The sequence below is a fragment of the Enhygromyxa salina genome (assembly GCF_000737335.2).
GTDB classification, from domain to species: Bacteria; Myxococcota_A; Polyangia; order Nannocystales; family Nannocystaceae; genus Plesiocystis; species Plesiocystis salina_C.
In genome coordinates this window covers 15,979-34,742 of the sequence record NZ_JMCC02000097.1, presented here as the reverse complement: position 1 = coordinate 34,742, position 18,764 = coordinate 15,979, and the positions used below count along the sequence as shown (strand labels likewise).

General features: G+C 68.2%; 12 protein-coding genes. 3 read left to right on the top strand and 9 right to left on the bottom strand.

Annotated elements, in window-relative coordinates; translation table 11 throughout:
* A partial coding sequence (locus tag DB30_RS30795; protein WP_165704032.1) for a hypothetical protein occupies positions 1-611 on the top strand: 611 nt, incomplete at its 5' end.
* A 574-nt stretch (positions 612-1,185) separates the two neighbouring features.
* Here DB30_RS30795 and DB30_RS30790 read toward each other — a convergent pair.
* On the bottom strand, positions 1,186-4,896 hold the full coding sequence (locus tag DB30_RS30790; protein WP_052555740.1) for a vitamin B12-dependent ribonucleotide reductase: 3,711 nt from the start codon (positions 4,894-4,896) through the stop codon (positions 1,186-1,188).
* 1,011 nt (positions 4,897-5,907) lie between these two features.
* Between DB30_RS30790 and DB30_RS30785 the strand changes: the two genes are divergently transcribed.
* Entirely contained in the window at positions 5,908-6,459 is a 552-nt protein-coding gene (locus DB30_RS30785) for a hypothetical protein (RefSeq protein WP_052555738.1), read from the top strand.
* Between the two features lie 11 nt (positions 6,460-6,470).
* Positions 6,471-9,086: an efflux RND transporter permease subunit gene (locus tag DB30_RS30780; protein WP_052555736.1), complete on the top strand. Its 2,616-nt coding sequence runs from the start codon at positions 6,471-6,473 to the stop codon at positions 9,084-9,086.
* Between the two features lie 19 nt (positions 9,087-9,105).
* Here the strand turns inward: DB30_RS30780 and DB30_RS30775 are convergent, their stop codons facing one another.
* The 8 genes from DB30_RS30775 to DB30_RS30740 all read right to left on the bottom strand — a co-directional run bounded on the left by DB30_RS30775 (position 9,106) and on the right by DB30_RS30740 (position 18,674).
* A complete protein-coding gene (locus DB30_RS30775) occupies positions 9,106-10,308 on the bottom strand; it encodes a GAF domain-containing sensor histidine kinase (protein ID WP_052555734.1) in 1,203 nt (400 codons plus the stop codon).
* A gap of 228 nt (positions 10,309-10,536) precedes the next feature.
* A complete protein-coding gene (locus DB30_RS30770) occupies positions 10,537-13,485 on the bottom strand; it encodes a hypothetical protein (RefSeq protein WP_052555733.1) in 2,949 nt (982 codons plus the stop codon).
* Positions 13,486-13,579: 94 nt separating this feature from the next.
* Positions 13,580-14,146 carry a cytochrome P460 family protein gene (locus DB30_RS30765; protein WP_052555731.1) on the bottom strand — a complete coding sequence of 189 codons (567 nt, stop codon included), beginning with the start codon at positions 14,144-14,146 and terminating at the stop codon, positions 13,580-13,582.
* A gap of 30 nt (positions 14,147-14,176) precedes the next feature.
* A complete protein-coding gene (locus DB30_RS30760) occupies positions 14,177-14,968 on the bottom strand; it encodes a hypothetical protein (RefSeq protein WP_052555729.1) in 792 nt (263 codons plus the stop codon).
* On the bottom strand, positions 14,965-15,840 hold the full coding sequence (gene bufB, locus DB30_RS30755) for an MNIO family bufferin maturase (protein WP_146661341.1): 876 nt from the start codon (positions 15,838-15,840) through the stop codon (positions 14,965-14,967). Before bufB ends, DB30_RS30760 begins: the two co-directional genes overlap by 4 nt.
* Positions 15,841-15,974: 134 nt before the next feature.
* Positions 15,975-16,226 (bottom strand): hypothetical protein, encoded by a 252-nt coding sequence (locus DB30_RS30750; protein ID WP_052555727.1) that lies wholly within the window; start codon positions 16,224-16,226, stop codon positions 15,975-15,977.
* Positions 16,227-16,410: 184 nt separating this feature from the next.
* On the bottom strand, positions 16,411-17,418 hold the full coding sequence (locus DB30_RS30745) for a hypothetical protein (protein WP_146661337.1): 1,008 nt from the start codon (positions 17,416-17,418) through the stop codon (positions 16,411-16,413).
* 8 nt (positions 17,419-17,426) lie between these two features.
* A complete protein-coding gene (locus DB30_RS30740) occupies positions 17,427-18,674 on the bottom strand; it encodes a class I SAM-dependent methyltransferase (RefSeq protein ID WP_165704031.1) in 1,248 nt (415 codons plus the stop codon).
* Positions 18,675-18,764 lie beyond the last annotated feature (90 nt).

The window sequence follows — 18,764 nt, the reverse complement described above, 5'->3', positions numbered from 1 at the left end:
AAGACATCCTGACCCTGGCGCCGCTTCCTTACCCGGAGTACGAGCGGGCTGGAAACTTCGCCTCGTTCTTGTTCGAGGAGTACGGGCCGGAGGCGGTCGCTGGGCTGTGCGACGAAATGCCCTACTTCACGACCCTCGACGACTGGCGCGAGGCGATCCCGAAGGTCCTCGACGTCGAGTTCTCCGAGCTGCTCAGCGCATACGAGCAATATCCGCGGTGCCACCGACAGCAATATCGGGCGCGGCTATGGGAGTGTGCTGGCGAACCCGATGCGATCGCTGACCCAAATGGCGAGGTCGTGTTCGACATTGACATGGACTGTGCCGCCAACGGCGTCATCGGCCCATTGGGGAGTCGAATCGTGGCGACACGGCGGCTCTGGTTCCCGGAGGAAATGCGGACAGGCGTCTTCATTCGTGGCGAGGACGGCGAAGACGCCGAGCTGGACTTCAACGTTCAAGCGTGCGCCGCATGCTCGGAGCACCCCCACTTGTACGCTGACACGGGCCTGACGACGGTGTTCAATTTCAGTCCCGGCATGTACGAGCTAGTCGTGTACGCGGGATCTGACTTCTCGGAGTCCCTCAGCGTTCACCTCGAACCGTTCTGACGCGCCCACGCACACGGGCAGACTGTCTTTGATCCGCAGCGACGACACCCCCGCAGTACGAAACCGCCTGCGGGGGTCATCGTCGATCACGTAGGTGGAGAGCCACCCGGTTGCTGCAGGTGGTCAGACGAGAGCCCCTTGTAGGGGCCGATCACCCGCAGCGCGAAACCGCCTGCGGGAGTCATCGTCGATCACGCAAGTGGAGAGCCACCCGGTGGCTGCAGGTGCCCAGACGAGAGCCCCCTTCTAGGGGGCCAATGATGCACCCGCGACCAAACGCCCCCTTAAGAGCGAGCGAAGCGAGTGACCGCGAAGTGCGAAGCCGCCTGTGGGGGTCATAGAAGGCCTGCGAAGTGCGAAGCCGCCTGTGGGGGTCATAATCGACCACGTAAATGGAGAGGCACCCACCCAGCTCCAGGTGCCCAGACGAGAGCCCCCTTCGAGGGGGCCACACATGCGGATGCGAACAAACGGCCCGTTGGGAGCGAGCGAAGCGAGTGACCGCGTGGTGCGAAGCCGCCTGTGGGGGTCATAGAAGGCCCCCGAGGTGCGAAGGCGGCTGTGGGGGTAATGATTAAGAACAGCCGGAGGTGCCGCCGCAGGTCATGCATTTCATGCACGATCCGTTGCGGACCAGCGTGAACCCGCCGCACGCGTCACAGGCGTCCCCCTCGTAGCCCTGCATCCGCGCCCGCCGAACCTGCTCGCCCAACGCCGCCTGGGCTTGCAGCTCGGCCGCGCGACCGCCGTTGGCCCCACCGGCCGCGGCGACCGGCTTGAACCCGGACGCGTTGGCAGCCACGCCGACCGTGCGGTCCTCGACCTCGATCTTGCCCTGCGCCGAGTCACCGACGAACAGGTGGGTCGAGCGGGGGATGTCGGCGGTCAGCTTGAGCGGACCGGGGGTCACGACGCGCTCGGAGATGACCTCTTCGTCGCGGTACTCGATGATCTCGTCGGCGCCGGTCGAGTCGGGGGCGAGGTCCTCGGGCAGCACGTGCGCGAGGTCGGTGCGATCGAGGTACGAGACCGCGAGCTCGCGGAAGATGTAGTCGATGATCGAGGTCGACATCTTCACGTGCGGGTGGCCCGTGACGATCCCGTTGGGCTCGAAGCGCGTGAACACGAACGCGTCGACGAACTCCTCGAGCGGCACGCCGTACTGCAGGCCCAAGCTGATCGCGATCGCGAAGCAGTTCATGAGCGAGCGGAACGCTGCGCCCTCTTTGTGCATGTCGATGAAGATCTCACCGAGCGTGCCATCGGTGTACTCGCCGGTGTGCACGTAGACCTTGTGCCCGCCGATCGTGGCTTTTTGGGTGTAGCCGGCGCGGCGATCCGGCATCCGCCGACGCTTGGACAAGTAGCGGTGCACGAGCCGCTCGGTGACCTTCTCGATCACCTGCGGTTGGCTGGTCGCGGCGGCGGGCGCCCGGTAGCTCGGCTCGGCCTCGTCGAGATCATCGAGGTCGTCGCTGATGTCGTCGACCAGCGAGGCCGAGAGCGGCTGGCTGAGCTTGCTGCCGTCGCGGTACAGCGCGATCGCCTTGAGGCACAGCTTCCACGAGGCCAGGTAGACCTGCTTGACCTCGTCGATCGTGGCCTCGTTGGGCATGTTGATCGTCTTGGAGATCGCCCCCGACAAGAACGGCTGGGCCGCGGCCATCATGTGCACGTGGGCCATGGGGCGGATGAAGCGGACCCCGTAGCGACCGCAGCGGTTGGCGCAGTCGAACACCGGGAGGTGCTCGTCACGCAGGTGCGGCGCGCCCTCGACGGTCATGGTCCCGCAGACCCAGTCGTTGGCGGCTTGGATCTCGTCGGGGGTGAACCCGAGCTCGCGGAGCATGTCGAAGCCGGGATCCGACAGCTGCGTGTCGGTGAACCCGAGCGTGTCGCGGCAGAAGTCGTCGCCCAGCGTGTAGCGGTTGAACACGAACGAGAGCTCGAAGGCCTGGGCCAGCTCGGACTCGATCCGATCGATCAGCGGCTGGGTGAACCCCTTGGCGCGCAGATCCGCGTGGGTCAGCTCCGGCGAGCCAGCGAGGGTCCCGGCGCCCTTGCAGTAGCGAACGATGTCCTCGATCTGTCCGTCGGTGTAGCCAAGCCGACGCAGCGCGCCGGGGACCGACTGGTTGATGATCTTGAAGTAGCCGCCGCCGGCGAGCTTCTTGAACTTGACCAGGGCAAAGTCGGGCTCGATGCCGGTCGTGTCGCAGTCCATGACCAGGCCGATCGTGCCGGTTGGCGCGATCACGGTGACCTGGGCGTTGCGAAAGCCCGACTTCTCGCCGCGGGTGAGCGCTTCGTCCCACGCGGCCTGGGCCGAGCGCAGCAGGTAGTTCGGGCAGGTCCGCGAGTCGACGCCCTTGGGCGCGGTCGCCAGCGACTCGTACTCCGAGCGCGGCACGTCGTAGATCGCCCGGCGATGGTTACGGATCACCCGCAGCATCGACTCGCGGTTGTCGGCGTAGCCGGGGAACGGCCCGTGCTCGGCCGCGAGCTCGGCAGAGGCGGCGTAGCTCGCCCCGGTCATCAAGGCCGTGACGCCGCCACAGATCGCGGTGGCCTGCTCGGAGTCGTAGGGGACGCCGCGGACCATGAAGTAGGTGCCGAGGTTGGCGTAGCCAAGCCCGAGCGTGCGGAATTTGTAGCTGCGCGTGGCGATCTGCGGGCTCGGGAACTGGGCCATGAGCACCGAGACCTCGAGCACGATCGTCCACAGCCGGGTCGCGTGACGGATCGCTTCGACGTCCAAGTTGCCGTCGCCGACCCCGCCGGACTCGACGAATTTCATGAGGTTCAACGACGCCAGGTTGCACGCCGTGTCGTCGAGGAACATGTACTCCGAGCAAGGATTGCTGGCGTTGATCCGGCCGTCGGCCGGGCAGGTGTGCCAGTCGTTGATCGTCGTGTCGTACTGCAGGCCTGGATCGGCGCAGCTCCACGCGGAATAGGCGATCTTGTCCCACAGCTCGCGCGCGCGCAGGGTCCGGCTGACCTTGCCGTCGGTTCGCCGGGTCAGATCCCAGGTGTCGTCGTCCTCGACGGCGCGCAGGAACCCGTCGACGATCCGCACCGAGTTGTTGGAGTTCTGGCCCGACACGGTCCCGTAGGCGTCGGAGTCCCAGCCGGTCGTGTACTCGGGAAATTCGATCTCGCGGGCGCCCTGCTTGGCCAGCTGGATCGCGCGTTGAATGTAATTTTCTGCGACCTGGACCTTGCGCGCGCGCTTGATCGCCTTGCGCAGCGGACGGTTCTTGCGCGGGTCGAGCCGCTCGGCGGCCGTGAGCTCGGCGTCGGTGACGTGGCAGGCGCGGATGATCTGGTTGAGGTGCTCGTTGCAAAGCCGCGAGCCGGTGACCAAGGCCGCGACCTTCTGCTCCTCGACGACCTTCCAGTCGATGTAGGCCTCGATGTCCGGGTGATCCACGTCGACGACGACCATCTTCGCGGCGCGGCGTGTGGTCCCGCCGCTCTTGATCGCGCCGGCGGCTCGATCGCCGATGCGCAGGAAGCTCATCAAGCCGCTCGAGCGCCCGCCACCCGACAGCGGCTCACCCTCGCCGCGGATCTGCGAGAAGTTGGACCCGGTGCCCGAGCCATACTTGAACAGCCGGGCCTCACGGACCCACAGATCCATGATGCCGCTGTCGCCAACGAGATCGTCCGAGACGCCCTGGATGAAGCAGGCGTGGGGCTGCGGGTGCTCGTAGGCGTTGACCGACTTGAGCAGCTCGCCGGTGGTGGGGTCGCAGTAGTAGTGGCCCTGCGCGGGGCCGCTGATCCCGTAGGCCCAGTGCAGGCCGGTGTTGAACCACTGCGGGCTGTTGGGCGCGGCGCGCTGGCTCGCGAGCATGGTCACCATCTCGTCGAAGAAGGCCCGCGCTTGCTGATCGTCTTCGAAGTAGCCGTGCTTGTGACCCCAGTAGGTCCAGCAGCCGGCCAGGCGATCGAACACCTGACGGCTGTCGCGCTCGCCGGTGAAGCGCTCGGCCTCGGGCAGCTTGGCGAGGGCCTCTTCGTCGGGCTCGCTGCGCCACAGCCACTCGGGGACGCCCTCTTCGGGGACGCGGCGGAGCACGGCGGGGACCCCAGCGCGACGGAAGTACTTCTGCGCGAGGATGTCGACCGCGACCTGCGACCAGCCCCGGGGGACCAACATGTCACTGGCCTCGAACACCAGCGACCCGTCCGGGTTGGTGATGCGAGAGCTGCGGGCTTCGAAGTCGAGGCCCTCGTAGGGGCGCTCGGTCGATCGGGTGAAGAGGCGGCTGATCTTCATGGTGGTGCGGGGCGTGGCGGCGAGTGGGTGAGCAAGCGAGCAGGTGGTAGAGCGCGGACGGCTCCCCCATCGGCTTGGATCGAAGCCGAATCTGGGGCGGTCGGCTTCGAGCGAAGCCGTCTCTGAAGCGGTCGACTCGGGCGAGTCGCCTGGTGCCGGCTGGGGAAGGTCAGCCGGGACGATGGAGGAGCGGAGGCGGAGGCGAGGCTTGGCTTGGCAGCTCGTGCCATGCCAGCGGGCGGGAAGTCGGATGGCGTCGATGGCGGCGACGGGCGCTGGAGCAGTGCCCTCGTCGGGGGGGGGTTTGGCACGAACTCGCTCAACTGACGAGCCCGAACCCGAGTCTGGTGGACCCAAATCTGGTGGGACCCGAAGCTCGTGGACCGGAGCAGGTGGACCCGAATTTGGCGCCGAATCTGGAAATTGTGGGGCCGGCGAGTCGCCGGCCCACATGTTGGGTCGGGGGCCTAACCAACCACAACATGTGGTGTGTCGCAAGAACCTCGCGATCGCCGCGATCGGATTTTGCCCACAGCTTCCGGCCCACGGGCTTGGTGATCTGGGAACCCCTAGAATCAAGCTGAGGCGCCCGACAAACGGCTTGATCAATGCCGTTCAGATGGTCGACGCCACCCAGGTTCTCGCGTTGGCCCCGGATTTGCTGTGGGTGGACCCACGGAGATCCACCCACATCCCGATCCCCAACTGGTCCCCAGAGTGACCGACGAGTCACCGGCGATCCAGCCCCGACTATTGGTCTGAGAGATCTCCATTTTCGCGCATCGACGACTCACGCCGACCGGCCGGGCCCGCGCTCGGAACTGCTCGAAAGATCAGGTCCCAATCCCAGGGTTGCCGTGCCCGCCAGGCGTGACGCACAATCAGCTCGACGCTAGCAGGCGGTCGCGAAGTGGCGATCGCTGGTAGCCCGTGAATCGCGCGATCTGGTGCGCCCTCCCCCGCTCGGTGCGGGCCGGACGGACGTGCTAGCGAGCGAAACCCGAGACGAGAATGGCTGGCAACGACATCCCTCCCCTGCGCCGCAACGAGCTCGAGCGCCTCAGCGCGGTCGAGACCCTCAAAGGTCTGAGCAACCCTGGCGACGTCAAGCTTGGTGAGCTCGTTGGCTTCTTGGAGGCGCGGGATCTGTGGACCCAGTTCTCCAAGATCACGCTTGGGGATCTGCGCGATGCGTTCGGTCTCGAGCCCGAGCCCGAGCCCGAAGCGGACACGCCAAAGAAGCGCAAACGTCGGATCTTGCAAGAGGCGCTAGGCGGCCCCGAGCAACAGGCCGACGCCGACGCCGAGGGCGTGGAGATGGCCGACGACATCGTCAAGAAGATCCCCAAGGCCCCGGCCGACGGCGGACTCGAGACCGACGAGGTCGGGCGCATGGTCGTGCCCTTCGTCGAAGGCAACGGCGACGTCACGCTCGACGACATCGCCGAGTACACACGCATGGATCGCAAGGTCCTGCGCCACCACTTGGGTGTGCTGTGTAAAGAGGGCCGGCTCGAGCGAATCGGCGTGGGCCGGCACGCGATCTACTCGGCCGTCGTGTAGGGTCGGGGCGCTTGACCGAGCCGCCCACCGCTCGCTGGGCCCACCGTCTGCGCGACTGGTGGATCGAGCAGATCATCCGTCACCATCGCGTGGTCCTGGTCCTGGGCTTGGCGCTGACGTTGGTCTCGGGCTGGCTCGCCTCGCGCTTGAAGATCGACAGCGACCTGCGGGCGCTGCTGCCCCGCGACCACGCTGTCGTCGAGGCGATCGAGCACGTCGAAGCCAACTTTGGCGCGGTCGGCTCGATCAACGTGGTGATCCAAGGCGGGGCCGCGGCAGACCGCCACGCGCTCGCCGACGCGCTCGCCGAGCAGCTCGCGGACGAGCCCATGCTGCGCGAGGTCGACCATCGCCTCGCTAGCAATTTTTTCATCGAGCACGCGCTCTACTATCTCGAGGGGCCCGAGATGGACACGCTCGTCGAGCGCGTCGAAGCGTGGCAGCACTATCAGTTCTGCTCGGCGGCGCCCGACGTGTGCATCGAGCCGCCGGATCCAGACGCACCCGCGGCGCTGCAGGCGTTCATCGACACCAAGCGCGAGGCGGTCGAGCAGCGCGCGGGGTTTCGTGACTACTACGAGCGCGAGGGCATCGACGCGCTGGTGTTGTTCCTGCGCCCAAGCCAGAGCTCCGCGGATCTCGACTATGCCGTCGAGGTCAGCGACCGGATGCTCGAGCGGGTCTCGCAGGTGTTCGCCCAGCCGGGGCCGTGGCACGCGACCGAGGTCCGCTTCAACCTGGTCGGCCCCTACGTGAACAAGGCCGCCGAACGCAAGATCATCGGCCGCGACATGGTCCGCAGCGGCGCGGTCGCGCTGCTTGGCGTGATGGTGGTGCTGTACCTGTTGTTTCGCTCGTGGCGGGCGATCGGGACCTTGCTGGTGCCGCTCGCGTGCGGGGTGACCTGGTCGCTGGGGGCCACGCAGCTGGCGATCGGCCACCTCAACTCGATCACCAGCTTGATCTCCTCGGTGGTGATGGGGATCGGCATCGACGCGGGCATCCACATCCTGGCCCGAGCCCGGCGCGAGCGCGAGGACTACAGCAGCGAGCAGACGATCCGGCGCGCGTTCAGGGCTGTGATCGCGCCGCTGCTCGTCGCCTCGTGCACGACCGCGAGCGCGTTCGTGGTCATGGCCACCTCGGAGTTTCCGGCGTTTGGCGAGTTTGGGGTCATCGCGGGGTTTGGCGTGGGGCTGTGCCTGCTGGCGATGCTCACCGTGTACCCGGCGCTGCTGGCCTGGGTTGGGGTCAAGCCCCCCAAGCGGATGCCGCCCGATGGGGTTGGCGGGGCCACGCGCGCGCTGCTCGCCCGGCCGGGCCTGATCTTCGCCGCGATCGTGCTGCTGACGGTCGCGTCGTTTCGGGGCATCAGCCACATGCGAAGCGACGGGTTCGAGCGCAACACCCGGTCACTGCAGAGCGACCAGACCCGCGACGCGACCGAGGCCGACGTGTTCCTGATCTCGGAGATCTTTGGGCGCAACGTCCACGCCAGCGTGCTCTCGGTCCCGACCTATGCCGAGCTCGAGCGGGTCTACGAGCGCGCGATCGACCACCACGCCCGCCGGGTCGAGGCCGGCGACACCCGCGTGGCCGAGCTGGTCGCGGCGCCGAGCTTGATGCCGCCCAAGCACATCGATCAGCAGGCTCGGCGCGCGCGGATCAACGCGATGACCGAAGACTGGAGCCCGCGCGTGTGGGCGCAGCTGCGCGGCGAAGACCCCGACGAGCTCGACGCAGGGTCAGACGATTGGGACGACGACTTCGAGCCTGCCGAGAATGACGAGGATGACGAGAATGCCGAGGATGCCGAGAATGCTGAGAATGCCGACGGCGATCCCGACGAAGAGCTCGCCCCCGCGCAGCCGGCCGCCAACCAGACCGGCCTCGATCCCAAAGACGGCGCCACGCTGCAGCGCATGCTCGAGGCCCAGCCCTTCGGCCCCGAGGATCTTCCGCCCGAGGCGATCGGCAAGCTGCGTGGCGACGACGGCAGCTGGGGGCTGTTCGCCTACCCCAACTACGACGCCGCCGACATCATCACCAGCGTGGAGTTCATGGACGAGGTCCAGGCCTACGCCGACGGGACCGGGACCTTCGCGGGCGAGCCCACGGTCTACGCGACGATCTTCACGACCCTCGAGGAGGAGTGGCCCGTCGTGCTGGGGATGGCGCTCTCGATCATCGTGGCGTTCGTGTTCTGGCAGGTACGCAGCTTTGGCCAGACCCTGATCACGATCGCCCCGCTCGCGCTCGCGCTGTGGTGGACGTTTGGGATCCTTGGCGCCTTCGACCTCAAGCTGACCTTGTTCAGCGTGCCGATCCTGCCCGCGATCATGGGCATCGGCGTGGACAACGGCGTGTACCTGACCGCCGCGATCCGCCGCGAGCCAAGCACCAACACGGGCCTGCATCGCTCCGTCGATGAGACCGGCCGGGCGATCCTGGCCGCGACCATGACGACCGCGATGGGCTTCGGCGCGTTCTTGGTCGCCGACAGCGGGGGCCTGCGAACGATCGGGGAGCTCGCGGTGGTCGGGATCCTGTCAACGGCCGTCGCGTCGCTGCTCGCAGTGCCAACGATCGCGGCCCTGGTCCAGCGCCGACGCGATCGCCTCGAGTGAGGGTCGAGGTCCCGACCCCTCAGCCTGCCGGCTCCGGCGTGTGGATCGGGACTTCAACCCAGAACGTCGCGCCCGCTCCAGGACGGGAGTCACAGCCGACCGCCCCACCGTGGGCGTCGGCGGCCCTGCGGCAGAACGCCAGCCCCAGCCCGCGCCCGATCTTGCGATCGACGCCCTGGGCGAAGGGGTTGAACAGGTCGCTGCGAAGGCTGGGGTCGAAGCCGGCGCCATCGTCGGTGATGCTGATCCGCAGTCGGTCCTCGCTGAACCTCCCGTCGATCTGCACATGGGTGACCTGGGGCTGTGACACCGCGTTCTCGAGCATGTTGACGATCACGCGGACCAAGAGGTCGCGGTCGACCTGGATCACACGATCATCGCGGACCCCGACCGTGATCGTTGTCCCCCGTCGCTCGGGGCCGGTTGCGAGCATTCCCACGGCGGCCTGGATCAGCTCGCCGGCCGTCGCCGGAGACCGGCGGATCCGCAGGGTGCCCATGTCACCCAACACCAGATCCAGCATGTCGATGAGGTGCCGCTGCATGCGATCCGCGAGCGAGCAGAGCTCGGCGACGGCCTCTTTGTCGAAGTCGTGTTGGGGGGTCAGGGTCTCGGCCAGCAACCGGATCCCGGTCAGCGGCGAGCGCATGTCGTGGACAACCATCGCAACGAGCAGCTCGGTCTGCCGCTGGCGATTGGTGCGAGCCTCCAACAGCTCCGTGAGCACGCAGATCCGGCGATGCAGCTCGAGCGCGCGCTCGGCCTGCTTGGCCAGCCGGGTCAGCAGGTCCTGCTGGATCGCGGTGAGCTCGCGCGGTCGACCGTCAATGGCACACAGGGTCCCGAGCGCGTGGCCATCACCGGTGCGCAGCGGCACCCCTGCGTAGAAGCGAATGAAGGGCTCGCCGGTGACCAAGGGGTTGTCACGAAAGCGCTCGTCGACTCTCGCGTCGGGCACGATTAGCGGCGACTCCATGCGGATCGCGTGCTCGCAAAAGGCGTACTCGCGCGGGGTCTCTCGCACGTCCAGGCCATGGTTGGACTTGAACCACTGCCGGTGGCGGTCGAGCAGACTCACCAGGCAGATCGGGACATCGAGCAAGCTGGAGACGGCTGCGGTCAGATCATCGAACACGCTGTCGGGTTCGGTGTCCAAAATTAAGTAGCTGTCGACTGCGGCCTGCCGCGCCTGCTCGTCCTGCTTGATCTCTTCTCGCTCCACCCTCAAGCAGCATAGCGCCGCGCGGGTCGTGTCCACCTGTGCGTCGGCATGCCGTGCGGCGGTTCGTCACCCGGGGCCGGCCAGGTGTCATGCGGTCGCCGAACGAGCTTTGACTCTGGGTGCGGACGGCACCAGGTACTGGCGTGTCCACAGAACCGCCGCTGACCTCGCCGGTCTCACGCCTCGTCGGGCGCAGCAGGCGAAGAGCCTGGTCTGGGCCGCTCGCGCTCAGTCGACGCGCTCGAGGGCAGCGAGCGAGAAGCACACGGCTTGATCGCGGCTCTGATCGTTGCGCAGCTCGATCGTGGTCGCGCCCGCGCGGCCCTCGGCGGTCAGATGAAAGTGCTCGCGCTTGCTCGTACCGACCGGCGAGTAGAAGTCTGGCTCACCGGGCAGCCGCACGCTGAGGCCCTCGAAGGTCCGATTCTCCCGCACGAAGAACCCGGCGAGATCGTCCTCGGCTTCGAGGCCATCGAGGTGGATCTCCAAGCTGCCGCGCCCGGGCACCTGCACGCGCAAGCACCGATACAAGTAGGGCGCCCGAAACGACATCGAGCGGCGCGGCCGGGCGTCGACGCTGGTGCACCCGGCCATTGCGTCTTTGCCCAGGGTCCCGTCGCAGCCATCGGTGGTCGAGCGCGTGACCGCGTAGCCGCCGTCATCAACGAGGTCACTGCGAAATTTCAGCTTGCGCCCGCCCGCGAGCCGCTTGGACGACATGTGATCCTTGGCGATCTTGGTCCACGTGTCCTCGAGCCGCTGCTGCTGGCGAACGTAGCCGCCGACCAAGATGCCGGCGACGCCGAGCAGCCCCAGCGCCCACGAGATCTTCAGCGCCCGCGGCGACTGCAAGCGGACCGCCAGCTGCAGCTCGCGGTTCGAGAACATCAGGCCGAGCAGCAGCAGGATCGCCACGTTGCTGATCCACATCGCGGCCCGCTCGATCGTCGGCGTGCGGTACTCCAAGGTGACCGTGCCGGGCCGCTTGAACGGCAGCTTGACCCCCGGGAGCCCGCGGGCGAGCGCGACGGGCTCGAGCTTGAAGCGCTTGCCGTCGTCGCGCACCGCCGACCACTTGCGGTACGGACCCAGCGGCAGGTCGACCCGGCCTGCACCTTCGACCGACCCCACGCTGACGCTCAGCTTGGTCACCGACTCGCGCGTGACCTCGACCTGCCCGAGCTGGCCGATCACCACGTGGTCGACTGGCTTGGGCTCCTTGGCGGTGTCTGGGCGCAGGCGCCCGAGCTTCCACACCCCAAACTCACCGACCGGCTCGAGCGCCTCGGCCAGGCGGATGTCGTCGCTGCCGTGGGTCAGCGGATGATCGTAGATGACGTGGGTGACCCCGAGCAGCCGCAGCGCGTCGGGGCTGCGGCGGCGGACTTGGTACTTGTAGTTGACCGCCGGGATGTGGCCATCGAGGACCAGGTTGGCGTCGGCGTCGGTGATCGCAAACAGCGGGTAGGTGCCGCCACCCATGATCCGGCGCAAGAACGCGACGTTGAGCGGGCGCGGATCGTTGGCGCTGGCGAGCAGCTGGGCCTCTTCAACCAGGGTCTCGGACAGGGCCTGCTCGACGGCCGCGTGCGGCGAGCCCTCGAGCACTTCGACGCCGCCGACCGGGCGCGGGGTCAGGCGGCCGCGATCATCGACGATCCCGACCAGCAGCGGGGCCAGACACAGCGCGGCGAGCAGCCGGCCCGCGGCGGGGCGCGGCGCGGCTGCGTCGCTCGCGGGGTGATCACGGTTGGGGATCGCGCGCAGCCGGGCCAGCAACACCGCCCCGCCGACCCCCGCGAACGCGTAGAGCACCGGCTTGAGCGCGATCGAGTAGCGCGGGAACTGCAGGTTCTTGAACGAGCTGACCAGTAGATCCAGGCGGACCACGGTGATCGAAGCCTCGGAGCCCAGCACCAGCAGCGCGCAGACCAGGCCGACGCCGAGCCAGGCCATCGCGCGACCGCGACGGATCGCAACGATCAAGCCGACGACGCTCAGCGGCCCAACCCAGGCCCGGTACTGCCAGAACAGCTCACCCGCGAGCAGCGAGGTCGCCAGCTCGCCCAGCGGCTTCCATGGCACCGGTGATCGGGCCATGGCCCCGGCGCTGGCGAGGAAGCTCAGCACCCAACCCAAGCACACCAACCCCGCGAACACGTGGATCAACAGCCACCAGCGGATCTGCCCGCCCGGCAGCTTGCGCATGGTCCCCGTCGCCCACAGCACGATCGGCCACGCCGCCGCCGAGGTCGCGGCCGTCAACATCCCAAACGGGTGGGCGAGCACGCTGGCGCCCAGCAACAGACCCGCGAGCGCGAGGCTGCGCATGCTCGGGCGCCGCAGCGCCGCCCAGGTGGCCGGCAGCGAGGCGATCCACAGCGCGCTCGACAGCAGCTGCGGCCACACGCCGTGGAACATGAGGTAGTTCCAGCCGCCCTCGCGACTCGCGCCTGGATCGATCAGCCACGCGATCGCGGCGAGCGCCCCGGCCCAGCGTGGATCGAGCAGCTCGGCCAACGCCGGGCGCGGCGGCTCGCTGTCCTTGTCTTTGTCTTTGTCTTTGTCTTTGTCGGGCTTGGCCGGAGCCTGCTCGATCGCTTCGCCCCGCAGCTCGCGGGCGATCGTCGACGCCAGCCACCAGACCGCCCCCAGCGCCAGGACCCAGATCCCCAGCAGACCCCAGGCGTAGCTGGTGCGCAGCGAGATCAGCCCAAAGCTGAGCAGGTTGGCCGCGCCGGTGATCAGGTAGCCCAGCACCGGGTACGAGTCGCCAAATGGGTAGCCCGTGTTCAGGCGATCTGAGAAGCCGATCAGCTCGCCGCGCGGGATCAGCTCGTCGACGAGCACCTTGGTCTGGAAGTAGTGGATCCCGTGGTCGCGCGAGGCCGGCGGTCGCCCCAGCGCGAGGTCCCCAAGCAGCGCGGTCGCGAGGGCGACCACGACCAGCACGGGTACCCAGCGCGCGATGCGTTCACGGTTGTCTGCGATCAGCGGCAGCCGCAGCAGCGGCCGCGCGAGCGTGGGCCCGACCGCCAGCACCAGCGCAAACCCGACCCAACGACCGAGCTGGCCCCCAAGCGCGACCAACACCAGCGCCGCGATCACGCCGACCCACGTCCAGGTCTGCGAGGGGACCCGCAGGGGTCCGCGCTCGTTGGTGGTCGGCCGCAACACGGGATGCGGGATTTAGCACAGTGCTTTCAGCCCCGGCCAGGTTTCTCGGCGGTTGCGGACGCACTCGTAGACCGGTTCACCCCAGGCAGCGAACTCAGCCTTGCAGATCGGGGGCGACACCAAACACCCAGTCCGCGTCGGCCCGCGGCGTGTGACAGCCGATACAGTAGCCAACCGCGCCCTGGTCATTGAGCTCCCCGTCGAGCGAGGCGTTGGCCCACCACCAGTCGCCGTGCTCCGCGTCGTACCCGGCGGGGCCCTTGAACATGATCGTCAGCCCGACCGGCTCTGCGTTCGCGTTGAGGTGCTCCTTGACGATCAGCGCGCCCGCGGGGAACGAGGCGGTCGCGTTGGGATCGCCGGGGTCGACGCTGCGGTACATGCCCGCGTACTCGCTGGGGACCCAGATGTTCACGGTGTCGGCGAGGCCGTGCTGGCTGGCCGCGGCGACTGCGTTGATCTGCTCGAAGCTGCCATAGTCGATGGCGGCCGCGGCGACCGCTTCGGCGTCGACGCTGGGCTCGCCGGTCTCTCCGGCCTCGGTCTCGGTCCCGGTCTCGGCCTCGCCAGCGGTCTCACCATCACCGCTGCCATCGCAGGCCGCGAGCGAGAGTCCACAGCACAAGGCGAGCACGGAGAGTTTGTCGGCGAAGGCAGTCATGCCCGGCCGACGCTACCACCACGCGCGCGGTTACAGCTCGGCTCGCAGCACGCCCGCGGAGATCAGCTGCGCGAGGCCGTCGTCGACCGCGTCAACTTCGAAGCCGGAGAGGCTGGCCGGCAGCGCCACGCCCTGCCGCCGCGCGAGCGCTGCCAGCTGCGGCGCGGTGGGCCAGTGGATCCGCACGGCGTGGGGCGGGTGCAAGGATCGATAGATGAACAGCGTCGCCGGCCGCGGCTCGGGCAGCGGCGTCGCGCGATCCTTGGCCAGCGCCTTGGCGATCTCGATGACCGGGAAGGTGTAGCCACGCACGAACAGCCGGACCTCGAACCCATCACCCTCTTCAGGGTCGTCCTGCGCCGAGGCGGCCAAGTAGCTGCACATGTGATAGTCCGCGAGCTCCTCGAGCGCGGGCGAGTACCCGCCGCCTTGGTCACGCCGCGCCGCCAAGAAGTCCGAGAACGCCAGCCCGAACAAGTTGGGGTCGCGCGGTCCGGTCTGGTTTGCTTGCAGGTAGTCGCTCACCAGCTGTGGCCACAGGCCTGGGTGATCCCGAGTGACAAGCGTGTGGACCGAGACAAACAGCTCGCTGAGGATCCGGTCGAAGTTGCGCCTGACCAGCACCCGATAAAATTCCAGGTTGTCCGAGCCCGACGCCGAACGACCCAGGCGCTGTTCGACCGCGCCCACGCTGGTCTCACCGAACAAGAAGGGCGCGATCTCGCCGTAAAAGCGCTCCAGAGTGGGTTCAGCTCGGGCGAGGGCTTCTCCCCCGCTTGCGGACGCCTTCGTCGACTGGTTCTTGGTGGGCAGCGAACTCATGGTTGCCCTTCGTCCAAGATCACCCGGGCGAGGTCGGCCTGATCGAGGACCGCCGCGAGCTCGGGGATCTGGGTGTCCCACTCGATCAGCGTTGGGATCGGGCCGCAGCGCTCGATCACCTCGCGGTACAGCGCCCAAACCTCTTCACACACGGGCGCCCCATGGTTGTCGAGCAGGCGCGGGCCCTCGAGCTTGTGGCCGGCCAGGTGGATCTGACAGGCCCGATCGACCGGCAGCTGCCACAGCAGCTCGCTCGGGTTCAGCTCGTGGTTGCGCGCGTTGACGAACACATTGTTGACGTCGAGCAACAGCATGCAGTCCGCCTCTTGGATGACCGCCGACACGAACGCGCCCTCATCGAGGTCCGAGGTGGGCATCTGCGCGTAGTAGCTGATGTTCTCGAGCGCGATCGGTCGATCCAGCGCGTCGGCGAGCTCGCGCACCCGCGCGGCGGTGTGGCGCACGGCCTCCTCGTTGAAGGGCAGCGGCAACAGATCGAAGGTCGTGCGGCCACCCAGCGTCGCGAAGCACAGGTGATCCGTGTAGAACGGCGCGCCGATCCGATCGAGCAGCTGGCGGAGCGCGGCCAGGTACTCGTGATCGAGCGGATCCGGGCCGCCGATCGACATCGACACGCCGTGCGCCAGGATCGGCCAACGCTCGGCGCACGCGTCGAGCATGTGTAGATAGCGGCCGCCCTTGCCGACGTAGTTCTCTGGGATGATCTCGAGAAAATCGAGCGGGCGCTCGTGCTCGAGGATCTCCGAGAAGTGACGTCGGCGCAGGCCGATGCCTGCGCCGCGTACTGGGCTGTCTTCAGCTCGGGCGAGGGCTCCTCGCCCGCTCGCCGACGCCTTCGTAGATTGGTTCACCGTAGGCAGCGAAATGGTTCAGCTCCGGGCGAGGTTTTCGCCCGGATGCTGGCGCCTTGGCAACCGAGTCACTGGACGGCAGCCGAGGCGGTTTTCAGCTTGGGCGAGCTTCGTCGCCCAAACAGTCGAGCAGATCAGCCGCCGGTGTCCTCGGTGCCGGGGCAGCCAGCTTCGGTGCCGGGGCAGCCAGCTTCGGTGCCGGGGCAGCCAGCTTCGGTGCCGGGGCAGCCAGCTTCGGTGCCGGGGCAGCCAGCTTCGGTGCCGGGGCAGCCAGCTTCGGTGCCGGGGCAGCCAGCTTCGGTGCTGGTGGGCGCCGGACAGCCGGCCTCGGTCTCCTCCGTCTTGGGAGTCTCTTCATTTTCCTTGTCGTCGCAGCCAGGTGCCACGATGACAGCCGTTGCAAACGCGGCGGCTTCCAGAATCGAAATTAGGCCTTTTTTCATTCTATCCTCGATGAGTGTCGGTTGGGGGGAAGATCCGGCCCGCCTACGCGAGCGAGCTCGCAGCGGTTACCGGGCCGGCCCTTGTATCATGATCGAGCCCGTTCGCCCCGGTCTGCGCAAGCGCGCGTCACTCGAGCCGTTCACAGGGGGTGAGCGCGTCCGCGAACACCCGCTGGCCTTGCTCATCGAGATGCTCGTGCAGATAGCGTCGGGCCCGACACAGCTTTGTCAGGCGGGGGGCGTCAATTCGCGCATGGTCGAGCGTGGCCACCGGGACCCCCCGATCCGGGCAGACCGCCCGCACACGCTTGCCCTTGCCCGTTTTGTGGGTTGGCGCCGTCCCGTCGGGGCAGACGATCGTGACCGCGGGATCGCTCAGGTTGGGATCGACGCCCCCGTAGCTCTCGAGCACGACGGCGTCCATGAGCACTGTCTGCGGCGTGAAGAACCCGCTCGCGTCGGTGCCCCGATTGACCAAGCCGTGCGCCCCCTCGACGGCGTTGTCGGGCCGCTCGTGGGTGTGGCAGCTGGCGCACTCGTTCTTGCGACGGATGCTGGCCAAGTACCGATCCCGACGCTCCGCTGACATCTTGGAGGCCGGGGCCAGGGTCGCGAGCTCCTCGAGCAGTAGATCGGTCGCGCGTTGGTGTGCGGCGGGATCCGAGCGCGGCCACTCGTAGCCAAACAACGGCGCGTTCACGCCCGACGCCGCGCGCCGCAGGGTGTGCATCCACTCTTGCGGCGGGTCGCCTTCGTCATCGCCTTCGCCAAGCCTGGTCCCGCGCACGTCGACGACGCTGCGATCAGGACCGGATCCCCGCTGCTCGACCCGATCGGCCACGGTCCCGGGCGGAAACACCAACACCCAGCCGGCCCGCGCCTCGCTCCACCGGGTCTGGATCACCCCATCGTCGGGGATCCGCAGCCACACCACGACGTCGGTCGCGTCGGCCGTGCTGCTTGGCAGCTGGATCGGGGGGACCATCTCCACGAAGCCCTCGCGCGCCCAGTGCTGGGCGGGGTCGTTGACTGTCACGCGGCTGACCGGATCGCGGGGCCAGGCGAGGTAGCTGGCGACCGCGATGGCGCCGAGCCCCGCGACCGCGGCCAACACGATGTTCAACGGTCGAGGCACGGTCCAACTCAGCTCGATGGGGTCCGCTCCGGCTCGGCGCCATCGCGGTCGCCCTGCTCTGCCTGCGCTGCCTGCTCTGCCAGCTGCGTCAGCGACCGGAGCAAGGCCGGATCGACGCCAAGCTGCGCGCAGCGATCACGAACCGGGTCCAGCCGCCACTGCGCCGGCGCCAAGCTGCGCGCCCGCTTGGCTCGCAGCAGCAGGTTCTTGGGTGTGTGGCTGCTGGCCACGAACTCGAGCACGCCGAGCTCGTACCCGCAGGCCTCGAGCAGCTCCACGCGCAGGCCGTCGGTCAGCAGCTCGCCAAGCGAGCGACGCAGCAGGCCCTGCTCGACGGTCGCCGGGACCAACGCAGCGCCCGCGCGCGCCCGCGACTTCGGCTCGCCGAGCTGCCGCGCGAGCTCGGCCTGGCAGCAGGGCACGCACAGGATCGACTCGACGCCGGCCCGGACCGCCAGGGTCAGCGCCGCGTCGGTCGCGGTGTCACACGCATGCAGCGAGATCGCCAGATCCGGCGCCCCACCCAGTCCGTCGCGGACCGCGTCGAGCTCGAGCGACTCCAAGCTCGCAACCACGAACCGGGCCTGCTCGCCAAACCCAAGCTGGTCCGCGCGCGCGCGGCTGGTCGTGACCACGTCCTCGCGCAGATCCACGCCGAGCAAGCGCGCCTCGATCCCCTCGAGCCGCAGCGCCTCGAGCAGCACGAAGCTCAGGTAGCTGTTGCCACACGCGAGATCGACGATCCGCAGCGGCTGCTCGCTCGTCCGGCCAGCCCAGGTCGGCCGGCACAGCTCGACGAGGTGGTTGACCTGCTTGTACTTCTTCGCGTTGCGGGCCGAGATCGTGCCGTCGGCGTTCATGATCCCGATCGCCCGCAGCAGATCCGCGCTGCGATCCGGTCGCAACGCACGATCCTTGCCGCCCATGATCTTGTCGACGGTCTGCGCGTCGAGCTCGCGCTGCTTGACGTGACCGTGGCGCGCGTCGACCTCGAGCCGATGCCGGGCGTCGATCACATAGGCGTGCTTGACCAAGCCCGCGCTGGCGGCCGCCTCGGCTTCGTGCATCAGGGCGACGACCAGCGACGCCGCGCGGGGATCGTTGGCCTCGAGCGGGCCTGGACCTTCGACGACGCGCTGTTCGTGGCTGCCGTCCGCTGTCTGCGGTGCGCTGAACACCGCGCGTTCCCAGCCGCGGATCAGTTTGCGCTCGAGCTTGGCGCGAGCGCGCGCGAGCTTGGGGTGTACCTTCACCACGCAGACATCGCAGAGCGCCCGCCCGCTGGCAAACTCGGCCCCTCGCGCGTGATGATCAGAGCGTGATCGTTGGCTACTGGCGGGCAGATC